Below are 14,129 nucleotides of genomic sequence, written 5' to 3' on the forward strand. Positions count from 1 at the left end.
GATGGTCCGTCTGATCGGCTTTCTCGTCGGCCTCGGTTTCGTCGGCGTCGTCCTCTGGTCCTTCCTGTGGGGCGTCGTCTCCTACATCGAGGAACCCCCCGTGCCGACCGTCGAGCATGAGTTCCACCTGAGCCCCAAGCAGGTGAGCTGGAGCTTCGACGGCCCCTTGGGCAAGTTCGACCGTGCGCAGCTCCAGCGCGGCTTCCAGGTCTACAAGGAAGTCTGCTCGGCCTGCCACTCGCTGCGGCTGGTCTCGTTCCGCGACCTCGCCGACCTTGGCTATAGCGAACCCGAGATCAAGGCGATCGCCGAGCAGTGGGTCGTCGAGCAGCCCTCGATCAACCCGGAGACCGGCGAGCCGGCGACGCGCAAGTCGATCGCCTCGGACCGGTTCCCGTCGCCGTTCGCCAACGAGGTCGCGGCGCGCGCCGCCAATGCCGGTGCGCTGCCGCCCGATCTCTCGCTGATCACCAAGGCGCGGCATGACGGCAGCAACTATGTCCACTCGCTGATCACCGGCTATCGGCCGCAGCCCGCCGAACTGTTGAAGGAGTTCCCGGATGCGAAAACGCCGGACGGGCTGCACTTCAACCCCTATTTCGCCAACCTTAACCTGGCGATGGCGCCGCCGCTGACCGGTGACGGGCAAGTCACCTATGCCGACGGCACCAAATCCACCACCGACCAGATGGCGCGCGACATTGCCGCCTTCCTCACCTGGACGGCGGAACCCAAGCTGGAAAACCGCAAACGCACCGGCGTGGCGGTGGTCGGCTTCCTCATCATCCTGACCGTGCTGGCCTTCCTGTCGTACAAGAATATCTGGGCCGGCAAGAAGCATTGAGCGCTGAAATCGTCGGCCTCTCCCGGAAGGCGGGGGGCCGACCCTTTACCCCTTGATCGCGCCCGCCTACAGGAGCCGCCGAACCAGAGCGGAGGCGAGACGATGAGGTCCAACGATGACCTCAAGGCACTGATACGGACGATCCCGGACTTCCCGAAGCCCGGCATCCAGTTCCGCGACATCACCACGCTGCTCCTCGACGGCCCCGGCTTTGCCGCCGCGGTCGATCGGCTGGGCGAACTGGCCGTGCCGCTCGCGCCGCAGCTGATCGTCTCGATCGAGGCGCGCGGCTTCATCTTCGGCGCGGCGCTCGCCAAGCATCTCGGGCTGGGGCTGTTGCCGCTGCGCAAGCCCGGCAAGCTGCCCGGCGCCACCATCGGCATCGATTATGCGCTGGAATATGGCCATGACCGGCTGGAGATGCACGAAGGCGCGGTCGGCCCCGAGATGCGCGTGCTGATCGTCGACGATCTGATCGCGACCGGCGGCACCGCGCTCGCCGCGGTCAACCTGCTCCGCCACGCGCACGCGCATGTCGTGGGCGCGCTGTTCGCGATCGACCTGCCGGATCTGGGCGGCGCCGAACTGCTGCGCACCCAGGGCGTGCTGACGGAGAGCTTGTTCGCGTTCGAGGGGGAATGACCTCCATCCCCGTCGCAATGCATTGCCAACCTCGGGATTTCCCCAGTGGTGCGATGGCGCGCTTTCGTGATTCACCTTCCGATGTCCGTAACGTCGAAAGCGCGCGATAACCGCGTACCTCGTTGAATTGACGACGATCCTCCGCGTGGGCTAGACCCGACTGGGTGGGGGAATAGTTCGCATGTACATTTACGGCACGTCGATCGCCGACACGCTTAATGGTGACATATTCGGCATAGCCGATGACTATATTTACGGTCAGGCAGGAGATGACATTCTCGCGGGTCTCGGCGGTGCCGATCGCCTCTTTGGAGACGAAGGGCATGACGTGCTCGAGGGCGGCGATGGCAACGATACGCTGGAAGGCGGGGCGGGCGATGATCTTCTCCGCGCCGGGCGTGGCAATGATACGCTGATCGGTGGTCCCGGCGAAAATCATCTGTTCGGCGACGCCGGCAACGACCTGATGATCGTCACCGGAAACGATACTGTCGACGGCGGAATCGGGCATGATGCGATCGATCTCTATTTCTATTGGAGCGCCAGCAGCGTCTCGATCGATCTCACGGCGTTGTGGCAGGGTGGCATCGGCTATGTGAACGGTGCGGGCATCGTTAATGTCGAGCAACTCGCTTTCCTCTCCGGATCGTCGTTCGATGATAACATCAAGGTCGGCGATGTATCGACCGCCACGATGTTCGATGTCATCCGCGGCACCGGTCTACATCTCTATTTGGGCAACGACATTGCCGTTGGCGGCGGCCACGCGGACCTGATTTATGGCGACAATGGCGATGACCGGATCTCCGGCGGCGCTGGCGATGATGTTCTGGATGGCGGCAACGGCCGCGATATCCTCAATGGCGGCGACGGCAACGATTATCTCAGCTTTGGCAGCGGAGACATCCTCGACGGCGGTGCCGGCCAGGACACGATCGATATCGATCTGCAGTTCGGGGAAGGCTCAACTACGGTCGATCTGACCGCGCTCTGGAACGGTGGCGTCGGCATCATCGGCACTGGCTCGGTGACCGGTGTCGAACTGATCGATCGTTGGATCATGACCGGATATGACGATGTCGTCCGTACCGGTGATCTGCCGTCCGGCGGCACCTCTGTCTTGCTCAACGGCGGACATGATGCGGCTACGGGCGGCATTCAGGGTGACCGCTTCGACGGAGGCTCTGGTAACGACATGCTGGACGGCGCCGGCGGCAACGATCAACTGGTCGGTGGCACCGGGCGGGACGTGCTAAATGGCGGCGCCGGCGACGATTGGCTCTTCACCGATGGACTCGACACGCTCGACGGTGGTGCGGGCAATGATGCGCTGGCGATCCTGGGCGCCAACTCGGGCGCCATGACGATCGATCTGTCGAAACTCGTGTCTCGCGGGCTGGTCACGATCAACGGAAATACCGCGACCGGCATCGAATCGATCCTCTACCTGGTTGGCAGCAACCAGGGGGATGTTGTCGTCACAGGAGATTTTGCGACGAATGGCATCGCTTATTTCGTGTCGGCCGGTCTCGATCTGCGCGGGGGAAACGACAAGGCGACCGGTGGCGCCGGCGATGACCTGTTCTTCGGGGGCGATGGCGATGACATGTTGTCGGGCGGCGCCGGCACGGACCGTCTCAATGCCGGTGCCGGCAATGACTGGCTCGATGGCGGTGCCGGAGACGATACGCTGTTCGGCGGCACCGGTAGAGACACCGTCAGCTACGAGTCGGTGCGGTCGCGCGTTGCAGTGGACCTTGCGATCACGACCGCGCAGGACACTCTGGGCGGCGGGCGTGATACGCTTCAGGACGTCGAGAGTCTGGTTGGCACCGCCTATGACGATGCGCTGATGGGTGACGCCGCCGACAACAACCTGTTCGGCGGCGCTGGCAATGATCAGCTTTCCGGCGGCGCGGGCGCTGACCGGCTCGACGGTGGGCTGGGCATCGACAGCGTCAGCTATACCGCGGCAACAGCCGGCATCACGGTCGATCTCAGAACCGGCTATAGTTCAGGTGACACCGGGGGAGACATTCTCGTCGGCATCGAGAATTTGGTGGGTACGCGCTACGATGACTGGATCGCGGGCGCCACGGCGGCGAACATCCTCGCCGGCGGCGGCGGTATCGACACGATCAGCTATGCGTCGGCGGCGGCGCGCGTGAAGGTCGATCTGGCGATCGCTGTCGCGCAGAACACGATCGGCGCAGGGATCGATACGCTTTCGGGCTTCGAGAATATCGTCGGCAGCGCCTTTCACGATACGCTGGCCGGTACCGTCGGCGTCAACCGGATGGAGGGTGGCGTCGGCAACGACCTGCTGACCGGTTTCGACGGCAATGATACGCTGATCGGCGGCGACGGTGACGACACGCTTGTGGGTGGCGCACGCAATGACCGGCTGGAGGGCGGTGCAGGCATCGACATCGTCAGCTATGCCGACGCCATTTCGGCCGTAACGGTCGATCTGTTCTTCGTGGCGCCGCAGGCCACGGGCGGGGGCGGCACCGACACGCTGATCGGGATCGAGGGCGTGATCGGCAGCGCGTTCGACGATGTGCTGGCTGATAGCTTCGGCAATGATCGCCTCTATGGCGGCGCGGGCAATGATCGGATCATCGGCGGCTATGGCAGTGACCTGATCGATGGAGGCTACGGCATCGACACGCTCGACTATTCGGAGTTGGGCGGACCGCTGAGTGTCACGCTGCTGCTGGTTTCCGCCCAAAACACCGGTGACGCCGGCATAGATACCATCCGCGGCATCGAGAATCTGATCGGCGGCTATCGCGATGACGTCCTGTCGGGAGACGGTTACGGCAATGTGCTGAACGGCGGCTATGGCGACGATGTGCTAACCGGCAATCTCGGCAATGATGTGCTGATCGGCGGGGTGGGAATCGACACTGCCAGCTATGCGGCAGCCGCAGGTGCGGTGCGCGTCAGCCTGTTGCTCACGGGTGCGCAGTCAACGCTCGCGGCGGGAACCGATACGCTTTCGGGCATCGAGAACCTCACCGGATCCGCACATGACGACCAGTTGACCGGCGATGCCGCCGACAATGTGCTGATCGGCAATGCCGGCAATGATCTGCTCGCGGGCGGGTTGGGAAATGACCTGCTGTCCGGCGGGGCGGGGATCGATACAGCCAGCTATGCGGCGGTGGGCGCGGGGGTGACGATCAGCCTGCTGGTGACCGCCGCGCAGGATACGATCGGCGCCGGGGTCGATACCCTGTCCAGCATCGAGAATCTCGTCGGTTCGACGATGGACGATGTGCTGACCGGCAATGCGCAGAACAACGCGATCAGCGGCGGCGTCGGCAATGACCTGATCGACGGTGGCACCGGTGCGGACACGCTGGATGGCGGCAATGGCAATGACGTGCTGAGGGGCGGCGCCGGCAACGACATCCTGACCGGCGGCGCGGGGCGCGACACGCTCACCGGCGGGGCTGGCAACGACCGGTTCGTCTATCTTTCGACGATCCAGAGCCCCGCGAGCGCCAATGCCGACCGCATCACCGATTTCGTGGCAGGGGACGTCCTCGATCTCTCGGCAATCGACGCCGACGGTGCAGGGGCGGGCGATGGCGCGTTCGCGATCGTGTCCGCCTTCACCGGTACGGTCGGCGAACTGGTGCTGGCGTTCGATGCGGCGACGGCCACCACCAGCTTGCGCGGCGATACCGACGGCAACGGGATCGCGGATTTCTCCGTCCTGTTCACCGGCGACGTTCGCGGGCTGACGACGGACTGGCTGCTCTGAGCCAGTCCTGAACGTCGTCACGCGGCGTTAGGCGACCAAAGCTTACTCTCGCGAAACCTTCGGGACATGCGCGGCCGGTAGTCGGTGCGCACCGCCCGCGTGCATCGGGGCCCGGTATAAGCCGGCACGGGCCGCGCGCATTCCGGTCCGGATCCGTTCATTGGGAGCGTTTCGCCCTGCGATCGCGTTTGCTTTCCGGATCGCTCGAGCGAACGACAAGGGAGAGCATGTGACCGCCGCCAGCACGACACCCGTAGCCGAAGCACCCGTCGATACCCCGGGCACGCCGATGATCGGCGGCGCCATGCTGCCCTATTGGTCGCTGGCGGTGCCCCTGCTCGGGCTGGCGGCGCTGGCTGGCGGATTGGCCTATTATGGCTGGGCCGGCATCGCCGGCGCGGCGCTGGTCATGATGGGTTGCGTGCTTGCCGCGGTCCACCATGCCGAGGTGGTGGCGCACAAGGTGGGCGAACCGTTCGGCACCTTGGTGCTGGCGATCGCGGTGACGGTGATCGAGGTCTCGCTGATCGTCTCGATGATGCTGTCGGACGCCGGTGACGCCTCGGTGCTGGCGCGCGACACGGTGTTCGCCGCGATCATGATCATCCTCAACGGCATCGTCGGCATCTGCCTGCTGATGGGCGGCGTGCGCCATCATGAGCAGCAATTCGTACTGCGCGGGGTGAGCGCGGCGCTCTGCGTGCTGGCGGCGATGGCGGTGCTCTCCCTCGTGCTGCCCAACTTCACCTCGAGCGCGCCGGGGCCGTTCTTCTCCCCCGCGCAACTCGCCTTCACCGCGGTGATCTCGCTGGTGCTCTACGGCACCTTCGTGCTGGTGCAGACCGTGCGCCACCGCGACTATTTCCTGCCCGCCGACGACAATGACCCGCATGGTGAAGCGCACGCCGAGCCGCCCACCGCCACGCAGACCTGGATTGCGGTGGCGGCGCTGGTCGTCGCGCTGGTCGGGGTGGTGCTGCTCGCCAAGAAATTGTCGCCGACGCTTGAGGCCGCGGTGATCGGGGCGGGGCTGCCGCTCGCCGTCGTCGGCGTGATGATTGCCGCGCTGGTGCTCGCGCCCGAAAGCCTCGCGGCGGTCAAGGCGGCGCGGCGCAATCGCTTGCAGACCAGCCTCAACCTCGCACTGGGGTCGGCGCTGGCGACGATCGGGCTGACCATCCCGACGGTGGCGATCGTCTCGCTGGTGATGGGCTGGAGCCTGTCGCTGGGGATCGACGCCAAGGCGATGACCCTGCTCGCGCTGTCGCTGATCGTGGCGACATTGTCGCTGGGGACGGGGCGCACGACGGTGCTGCAGGGCATCGTCCATCTGGTGATCTTCTTCGCCTATCTGTTCACCACGGTGGTGCCGTAGGGCGCGACGAACCCCGCCTCTGCGAAGGCGGGTTGGGCGAGACGCGCGTGGCACGCATCCTGCGACGCCGCGACGATCGCGAGGTGTCGAGCGTCGACCTGCCAAGGTCCGCCGACGCTCGCCGCTTGACTTATGCGCGAATCAGAAATATCTGATACGCATATTAGATGTAAGGTTCGCTCGAATGAACGAAGATGCCTTTCTCCAGGCCTACGATCCCGCCGCCTATGAGCGCCCGTCGGTCACGGTCGATCTCGTCCTGCTTGGCCTGCGCGAAGGCCGCCCTGCGGCATTGCTCCTTCAGCGCGCCGACCATCCCCATGCCGGCCGCTGGGCTCTGCCGGGCGGGTTCGTCGGCATCGCGGAATCCCTCGACGATGCGGCCGTGCGGGTGCTGCGCGAGAAGGCGGGGCTGCCCGCTGCGCATCTCGAACAGCTCTACAGCTTTGGCGCGGTCGATCGCGATCCGCGGATGCGGATCGTCACCATCGCCTATCTCGCGCTGCTCGACGGGCGCGCCTTCGCCGATGCGCTGGCGGGTAACAGCGATCTGTTGCCGGTGACGATCGACGTGCCGTGGGCGGGTGATGCGGGCGGGCCGATCGTCGCGCGATCGCCGGCGGGGACGCCGCTCGATCTCGCCTTCGATCATGGCGAGATCCTGTCGGCGGCGATGCTGCGGCTGCGCGGCAAGCTGGACTATTCGAACGTCGGCTTCGCGCTGCTGCCCGATCGCTTCACATTGCGCCAGCTTCAGGACGTCCACGAGGCGATCCTCGGCACCACGCTCAACAAGCCGGCCTTCCGCCGACGCATGCTCGACAAGGGCTGGATCGCCGCCACCGGCGCGCGTGAGGAGGGCACCGCCTTTCGCCCGGCCGAACTCTACCGTTTTCAACGGCCGCTCTGATCCAAGGAGGATATCATGGCCAGCATTCGCAATTTCGGCTTCGCCGCCCGCCTGCGCAGCGAGGCGAACAATCATGTGATCCACTATCGCAAGGGCCGGGTGCGGCGCAGCGGTCGCGGGCTCGTCTTCTGGTTCCAGCCGGACAATGCGAGCATCGCCGAACTGCCGATGGACGATCGCGAGATGACGTTGTTCGTGAAGGGCCGCAGCAAGGATTTCCAGGACATTGCCGTGCAGGGCACGATCGGCTGGCACGTCGTCGATCCCGAACGGCTGGCGACACGCGTCGATTTCACCATCGGACTGTTCACCGGCGAGGCGCAGGGGGAGCCGATCGAGAAGATCGAGGCGCGCATCGCCGGCATCGCCAACCAGGCGCTGCTCCAGCAGATCGCGGCGGCGCCGGTGCGGGCGCTGCTCGATGCCGGGCCGGAGCCGCTGCGCATCGCGCTGGCGGCGGTGCTCGCTGCCGACCCGACATTGGCCGAGATCGGCGTCGCTGCGGTGGCGGTGCGGCTGACCGGGCTCACCCCCAGTGCCGAACTCGGCCGCGCGCTGCAGACGCCGACCTTCGAGGCGTTGCAGCAGAAGGCCGACGAGGCGATGTTCGAGCGGCGCGCGCTGGCCGTCGAGAAGGAAAGGGCGATCGCCGAGAATGAGCTCGCGACCAAGACCGAACTGGCGCGACGCGAGAAATTGCTGATCGCGGAGGAGGCGGAAAACGCGCGCAACCGCGCTGCCGGCGTCGCCGAGGCGCAGCAGTTGGAGACCGCGGCGGAGGCGGAGCGCATCCGCGCCGTCGAAGGTGCGAGGGTCGAGGCCGAACGCCAGCACATCGCCATCTATCGCGATCTGCCGCCTGCGACCCTGCTCGGCCTCGCCGCGCAGCAGCTCGCCGGCAAGCTGGAGACGATCGGGCATGTCAACATCACGCCCGATCTGCTCGCGGCGGTGCTCGGCGAGTTCCGCAAGGCGCCGGTGCCGATCGCGGCGGACTGACCAACACAAGGGAGGGGCGCCATGGCCGCGCTTGCGCCGCGCGCGGTGTTCGTCACCCGCGAGACCGACTATGAATTGCTCGTCGCCCGCCATGCCACGCGCGAGCAGGCGCGATTCTTCCTCGAAAGCCGCGGTCAGCGTCTGGAGCAGGTGGAACAGCGCCACCATCAGTTCCACGCCGTGCTCGCCGCCGCGCGCGCTTCGGTGCCGGCGGAATGGCGGCAGGCGATCGTCCGCCGTGCCGATCTCGATCGCTTCCTGTTCGCGGCGGACGATGTGATCGTCGCGGTGGGGCAGGACGGGCTGGTCGCCAATGTCGCCAAATATCTCGGCGGACAACCGGTGATCGGCGTGAATCCGGCGCCCGATCTCTATGACGGCGTCCTCGCCCGCATCGCGGTCGATCGGCTGGCGCGCCTGCTGCCGGCAAGCGCCGCCGGCGCGGCGGGCATCGAGCGGCGGACGATGGTGGAGGCGGCGCTCGACGGCGGCGAGACGCTGACCGCGCTCAACGAGATCTTCGTCGGCCACCGCAGCCACCAGTCGGCACGCTATCGCATCGCTGCGGGCGATGAGACCGAGGACCAGAGCAGCAGCGGGCTGATCGTCGCCTCGGGCACTGGCGCCACCGGCTGGGCGCGCTCGATCGCCGAGGCGACGCAGTGCGCGATGCAGCTGGGCTGCGAGGAGCGGGCGGTCGGCTATTGGGTGCGTGAGCCCTTTCCGAGCATCGCAAGTTCGACGCGGATCCGCGCCGGCAAGCTCGCCGACCAGCCCTTGGTCGTCACGTCACGGATGAACGATGGCGGCGTCATCTTCGCCGACGGCATCGAGCAGGATTATATCGCGTTCGACTGGGGCCGGCAGGTGCGGTTGGCGCCGTCACCGCGGGCGCTGCACCTGGTGGTGGGGTGATCGGCCGAGCTGCGCCGGCAAGCGCGAGGCAGCCCCGGTCGGCGCGTCGCTCAGGGTGCGACTTTCCGTCCACTGCGCCACACCTCACGCAGCGTCCGCGTCGCGCGGATATCCCTGGTCGGGTCGGCATCCAGCACGAGAAAATCGGCGACCGCGCCGGGCGCGAGCGTGCCGCGGTCCTGCAGGCGCAGCATCTGCGCATTGCCCCAGGTGGCGGCGGTCAGCGCCTCGCCCGGCGAGAGGCCGGTCGCCACCGAGAGCTCCAGTTCGCGATGCTCGGCGAAGCCGGGGATGCGCAGCGCGGTGCCGCCCGAATCGGTGCCGAGCCCGATCCGGGCGCCCGCGGCGTGCAGCGTGCGGAGATTGGCGATGTTCATCGCCACCGCCTTGCGCGCGCCATCGGCGCCGGCGAGCGTCTCCCTGCGCCAGGCCGCGTCGCGCAGCCGGGCTTCCAGCGCCGGGTTCAGCGCCTGTCGGAAGAAGGGATCGTCGAGCCATTCGGGATGCTCGGCGTAGAGATAGTTGGCCTCGTCGATGTTGATCGTCGCCATGTACCAGGCGCCGCGTTCGCGCAGCAGCGCGATGAAGGCGTCGTCGACCGGCTGGTCGCGCACGCCATGGCCGATGATGTCGGCGCCGGCAGCGAGCACCGCCTTCGCATCGGCGAGGTCGCGGATATGTGCGGCGACCGGCAGGCCGCGGGCATGCGCCTCGGCGATCACCGCGGCGTAGATGTCCGGCGGCATCCTGGGCGCACCGGTACCGAGGGCATCGAGCCAGATCTTGATGACGTCGACACCGGCATCCGCCATCGTCCGCACCGCGGCGCGGGCTTCCTCCGGATTGGCCGGCCGCGCCACCTGGTCGGGCATGGTGTTCATCCGCGCCTCCGGCGGCGCGCCGCCGATCACGCCGATGCCGGGGCCCGCGCCATACAGGTCGGCACCGCCATGATCGGGGCCATTGAAGTCGCGGCGGAGCTGGTGGAACAGCGGCCGGTTCATCCCCAGTGCATTGACCGCGACCACGCCATAGCGCTGAAACTGCGCCAGATCGCGCGCCACCGTCTCGCGGCTGTAATGGCGCCCGCCATGCTCGATGCCGGAAACCGTGCCGACACGCGAGTGGCCGGCGATCAGCCCGGGCATCACGAAACGGCCGCGACGATCGACGATCGCCGCGCCGTCGGGGATGGCGACCTTGTCCCTCGGCCCTACCGCGACGACACGGCCGTCGCGGATCACCATCCGCGCATCCTCGATCACCGCACGCCCGTCGAACAGCGTCCCGGCCTCGACCACCGTAGCGTCCTGCGCCGCGGCGGGCATCGGCAGCAGCAGGGCGGCGAGCGTCGCCACCAGCAGGGTCAGCCCGGTGCGTAGCGATCGGCCGATCATCGGATAGCTCCCTGATTCCACGCCCGGCCCATGCGCCGATGCATCATCATACTCGCAGATCGGGCCATGATTTGAAGCGCGCGGCGCGAATGGGTGTCGCTTTTGCCGTCCCGCTCGGACGCGCGAGCGCCTGGCGGATCAGGCGGGGCGGGTGGCGATCAGCGCGATCGAGATGAAGCGCAGCACCGCGTCGTCATGCTGGTTGAACACGGTGGTGCGGGTGCGGAAGCTGCCCATTTCGGGGCGGCTGCGCGACGGCGTCTTCTCGATCAGCTCGGATTCGCAGCGCAGCACATCGCCGGGATAGACCGGCTTCAGCCAGCGCATCTCGTCGACGCCGACCCCGCCCAGGCTGCTCTCGCCGCCGGCTTCCATCGCGTCGACGATCATCCGCATCGTCATCGCGCAGGTATGCCAGCCGCTCGCCGGGATGCGCCCGAAATGGGTCCTGGCCGCCGCCGCATCGTCGAGGTGGAAGGGCTGGGGATCATAGGCACCGGCGAAGGCGACCACCTCCTCGCGCGTCACCGCGTAGCGGCCGAAGCTGCGCTTCGCACCGACCACCAGATCCTCGAAATAGGCCATCGCATCCTCCCTCGGTCTCAGCGCGGAGTGGCTTACGATTACGCAAACGTCAACCTGCCACGCATCCGCTCAGCGCGTCAGCACGCCGTCGAACGTCGTCGCCGTGCCGTCGTTCGCGCCTGGCGTCACGCCGATCAGCTTCGCGAGCAGCGGATAGACATCGACATTGTCGAACCCCGGCAATGTCGCGCCGGCGCGGAATGCGGGGCCGTTGGCGATGAACAGCGCGGCCATGTCCGGCAGCGTGGGGTCATAGCCATGCTCGCCGAGCGACGTCGCCTTGGCCTGCGCGGCGGCATCCGCGACCACCCGCCAGCCGAGGTCGGCAAGGCACAGGATCGGCGGGATGCGCGTGTTGGTGCCGTAGTGGAAGCGTGCCGGGATCTCCGCCTTGCGCCAGCATTCCATGTGCGGGTGGCGGCCGATCAGCACCTTCTCCACTGCCGCCTCGCGCCCGGGCGCGGGAAACAGCCCGGCATAGACGCCGCTCTCGACGATGCGGATGTCGGCGGCGGGCAGCATCGTGTCGAGCCGCACGACGCGGTCGGCGCTGGCCGCGGCCATGCCGTGATCGGCGACGATGACGAGGTTTGCGGGCTGGTCGATGCTGCGCAGCCCCTCGACCAGCGTGGCGATGGCGCCGTCGACCTCGGCAACCACGGCGGCGGTCTCGGGCGCGGCGGGGCCGAAGCGGTGGCCGGCGGTATCGATCGCGTCGAAATAGAGCGCCAGGAAGCGCGGGCGCGCGTCGGCGGGGCGGCGCAGCCAGTCGATCAGCGCGCGGGTGCGCTGTTCTGAGGGCATCGCCTGCGCGAACGCCTGCCAGTCATGCGGGCGGGTGCCGCCCTCGAGATCGTTGGGCCATTCGCGGTCGCGCGTGCCGCCCCAGTTCACCACCGATCCGGGCCAGAACATCGTCGCGGACCGCACGCCGGCCTGCTCCGCGGTCACCCACAGCGGCGGGGCGGCGTTCCACCAGAAGGGATCCTCGGTCGCCATGGTGAAGACCTCGCCGGGCCGCGCCGGATCCTCCATCTTGTTGGCGACGATGCCGTGATGGTCGGGGCGCAGGCCGGTCACGAGCGTCCAATGATTGGGGAAGGTCTTGGAGGGGAAGGACGGGCGCATCGCCGCGCTCACCCCGCCTGCCGCCAGCGCGTCGAGCATGGGGCTGTTGCCCTTCCCCAGATAGTCGGGCCGGAACCCGTCGATCGAGATCAGGATGGTGACGGGCGCGCGCGCCTCGGTCGCCGCCGGTGGCGGCACCGCCGCTGAGCGCGGCAGTGCGCCGGTGCTGCAGGCGGAAAGGGCGAGGGCGGCAAGCAGGGGGGCGAGGTAACGGCCGATCAAGGCAAGGCTCCGGAGGAAAGGGGATGGCGAGGCGCTAGCGGAGCGCGGCGGGGGAGGTCAAAGCGGCGGCGCCGATCATGCCACCGCCGCCGGTCCCACGGCGGGGCGGAGCAACGCCCCGAACCCGGCGCAGGCGATACACAGCATGGCCGACAGCAGCGCCAGCTGCGTCAGTGCGTCAGCGCCGATCCCGCCCGCCTGCAACGCGATCCACTGGCCGGTCATCAGGCCGGACAGCCCCAGCGCGATCTTGGTCGAGGCGGTGAACAGGCTGTAGCTGAATGCAGCAGCGCCACGATCCTCGCTCGCACCGCTGCGTTCGATCAGTTCCGAAAAACGCGACCAGGCGAGGAAGATGACGCCGCCTACACCCGCGCCGAAAAGCGAGATGCCGATCGCCGCGCTCCATGCGCCCTGCCGCAGCGTGACGGTCAGCAGCAGCATCGCCGCTGCGGTGGCAAGATAGGCAAGGCTCAGCCCGCACCTTGTGCCGTGCCGCCGTGCCACCGGCGACCACAACCACACCGCCGCCAGCCGCCACAGGCTGATTAGCAACAGCACGTTGGCGATGATGGCCATGGAGAAATTGTCGAGATGGAGCAGCGCCTTGCCCATCGCCGCGATCGCCGCGAGGCCGCACATCTGCGCGAGGCAGAACATCAGCACATCGCGGTTGGGTTGCAGGCGTCGTGGCGATGCCAGCGTCTCGATCGGCACCAGCGCGCGGCCGACGCGCGCGAACAGCCAGGGGAGGGGCAGCAGCAGGATGAACGCCGCGGCGCCGATCGCGGCGAAGGCAAAGCCCGCCCCCGGGCCGTCGGTGCGGCCGGCAAAGACCAGCGGAATGGCGGCAACACCGATGATGATCGCGGCCAGCGCGCTCACGCCGCTGCGCCACCGCGTCACCGCGAGATGGCCGTGAGCCACGCTGAGCGCGGCGACGAGGCTGTTATGGGGCACATCGAACAGCGGAAAGCTGGATCGGAACAGCAGCATCGCCGCCGCGGCCGGCAGCACTGCGGCATGCGGCAGGAAGGGCAGGGCGGCGAAGGTCAGGCAGGCGGCGAGCATCGCGATCGTCGAGATCGCCGGCAGGCGACGCAGCAGTGCCGGATGGCGCTTGAGGCAGGCGCCCCAAACGGCATCGAGCAGCGCATTCCAGAACGAGGCGGCGACGAAGATCAGCCCGGCGAGCGCCGGCTCGATATCGAGGATCGCGATCAGCGTGTAGAGCGAAAGCGCGTCCTCGCCCGCCCAGAGCAGGCTCTTGCCGCCATGAGACACGGCGAAGGCATAGAGGTTGAGACGGTCGGCGCGCACGGCCCGCCCCTAATCGCGCT

11 protein-coding genes are annotated in these 14,129 nt (G+C 67.6%); 7 read left to right on the top strand and 4 right to left on the bottom strand.

The window, feature by feature from the left end; genetic code table 11:
- Position 1: 1 nt before the first annotated feature.
- The 7 genes from NX02_RS00405 (at position 2) to NX02_RS00435 (ending at position 9,457) form a co-directional block, all read left to right on the top strand.
- Entirely contained in the window at positions 2–844 is an 843-nt protein-coding gene (locus tag NX02_RS00405; protein WP_025290238.1) for a cytochrome c1, read from the top strand.
- A 102-nt stretch (positions 845–946) separates the two neighbouring features.
- The gene (locus NX02_RS00410) at positions 947–1,486 is read left to right on the top strand and encodes an adenine phosphoribosyltransferase (RefSeq protein ID WP_025290239.1); all 540 of its coding nucleotides are present in this window, start codon (positions 947–949) and stop codon (positions 1,484–1,486) included.
- A 181-nt stretch (positions 1,487–1,667) separates the two neighbouring features.
- Complete coding sequence (locus tag NX02_RS00415; protein WP_025290240.1) at positions 1,668–5,258, top strand: beta strand repeat-containing protein; 3,591 nt, start codon at positions 1,668–1,670, stop codon at positions 5,256–5,258.
- Between the two features lie 229 nt (positions 5,259–5,487).
- On the top strand, positions 5,488–6,633 hold the full coding sequence (locus tag NX02_RS00420) for a calcium:cation antiporter (protein ID WP_245648724.1): 1,146 nt from the start codon (positions 5,488–5,490) through the stop codon (positions 6,631–6,633).
- Positions 6,634–6,817: 184 nt separating this feature from the next.
- Complete coding sequence (locus tag NX02_RS00425) at positions 6,818–7,543, top strand: NUDIX hydrolase (protein WP_025290242.1); 726 nt, start codon at positions 6,818–6,820, stop codon at positions 7,541–7,543.
- Positions 7,544–7,558: 15 nt separating this feature from the next.
- Entirely contained in the window at positions 7,559–8,542 is a 984-nt protein-coding gene (locus NX02_RS00430; RefSeq protein ID WP_025290243.1) for an SPFH domain-containing protein, read from the top strand.
- Positions 8,543–8,563: 21 nt separating this feature from the next.
- Entirely contained in the window at positions 8,564–9,457 is an 894-nt protein-coding gene (locus NX02_RS00435) for an NAD(+)/NADH kinase (RefSeq protein ID WP_025290244.1), read from the top strand.
- A 50-nt stretch (positions 9,458–9,507) separates the two neighbouring features.
- Here NX02_RS00435 and NX02_RS00440 read toward each other — a convergent pair whose 3' ends face one another.
- From NX02_RS00440 to NX02_RS00455, 4 genes are all read right to left on the bottom strand, one after another.
- Positions 9,508–10,854 carry an amidohydrolase family protein gene (locus NX02_RS00440; protein WP_025290245.1) on the bottom strand — a complete coding sequence of 449 codons (1,347 nt, stop codon included), beginning with the start codon at positions 10,852–10,854 and terminating at the stop codon, positions 9,508–9,510.
- A 138-nt stretch (positions 10,855–10,992) separates the two neighbouring features.
- A complete protein-coding gene (locus NX02_RS00445; RefSeq protein ID WP_025290246.1) occupies positions 10,993–11,439 on the bottom strand; it encodes a MaoC family dehydratase in 447 nt (148 codons plus the stop codon).
- A 69-nt stretch (positions 11,440–11,508) separates the two neighbouring features.
- A complete protein-coding gene (locus NX02_RS00450; protein ID WP_025290247.1) occupies positions 11,509–12,789 on the bottom strand; it encodes an alkaline phosphatase family protein in 1,281 nt (426 codons plus the stop codon).
- A 75-nt stretch (positions 12,790–12,864) separates the two neighbouring features.
- Positions 12,865–14,109, bottom strand: coding sequence for an MFS transporter (locus tag NX02_RS00455; protein ID WP_025290248.1), 1,245 nt, complete (start codon positions 14,107–14,109; stop codon positions 12,865–12,867).
- Positions 14,110–14,129: the final 20 nt, after the last annotated feature.

Source organism: Sphingomonas sanxanigenens DSM 19645 = NX02, from assembly GCF_000512205.2.
In the GTDB taxonomy this organism is placed as follows: Bacteria; Pseudomonadota; Alphaproteobacteria; order Sphingomonadales; family Sphingomonadaceae; genus Sphingomonas_D; species Sphingomonas_D sanxanigenens.

Excerpts from the sequence above, each read along its gene's own strand:
- NX02_RS00405 (WP_025290238.1), top strand. The coding sequence starts at position 2 with ATGGTCCGTCTGATCGGCTTTCTCGTCGGCCTCGGTTTCGTCGGCGTC.
- NX02_RS00410 (WP_025290239.1), top strand. The coding sequence starts at position 947 with ATGAGGTCCAACGATGACCTCAAGGCACTGATACGGACGATCCCGGAC.
- NX02_RS00415 (WP_025290240.1), top strand. The coding sequence starts at position 1,668 with ATGTACATTTACGGCACGTCGATCGCCGACACGCTTAATGGTGACATA.
- NX02_RS00425 (WP_025290242.1), top strand. The coding sequence starts at position 6,818 with ATGAACGAAGATGCCTTTCTCCAGGCCTACGATCCCGCCGCCTATGAG.
- NX02_RS00430 (WP_025290243.1), top strand. The coding sequence starts at position 7,559 with ATGGCCAGCATTCGCAATTTCGGCTTCGCCGCCCGCCTGCGCAGCGAG.
- NX02_RS00435 (WP_025290244.1), top strand. The coding sequence starts at position 8,564 with ATGGCCGCGCTTGCGCCGCGCGCGGTGTTCGTCACCCGCGAGACCGAC.
- NX02_RS00440 (WP_025290245.1), bottom strand. The coding sequence starts at position 10,854 with ATGATCGGCCGATCGCTACGCACCGGGCTGACCCTGCTGGTGGCGACG.
- NX02_RS00445 (WP_025290246.1), bottom strand. The coding sequence starts at position 11,439 with ATGGCCTATTTCGAGGATCTGGTGGTCGGTGCGAAGCGCAGCTTCGGC.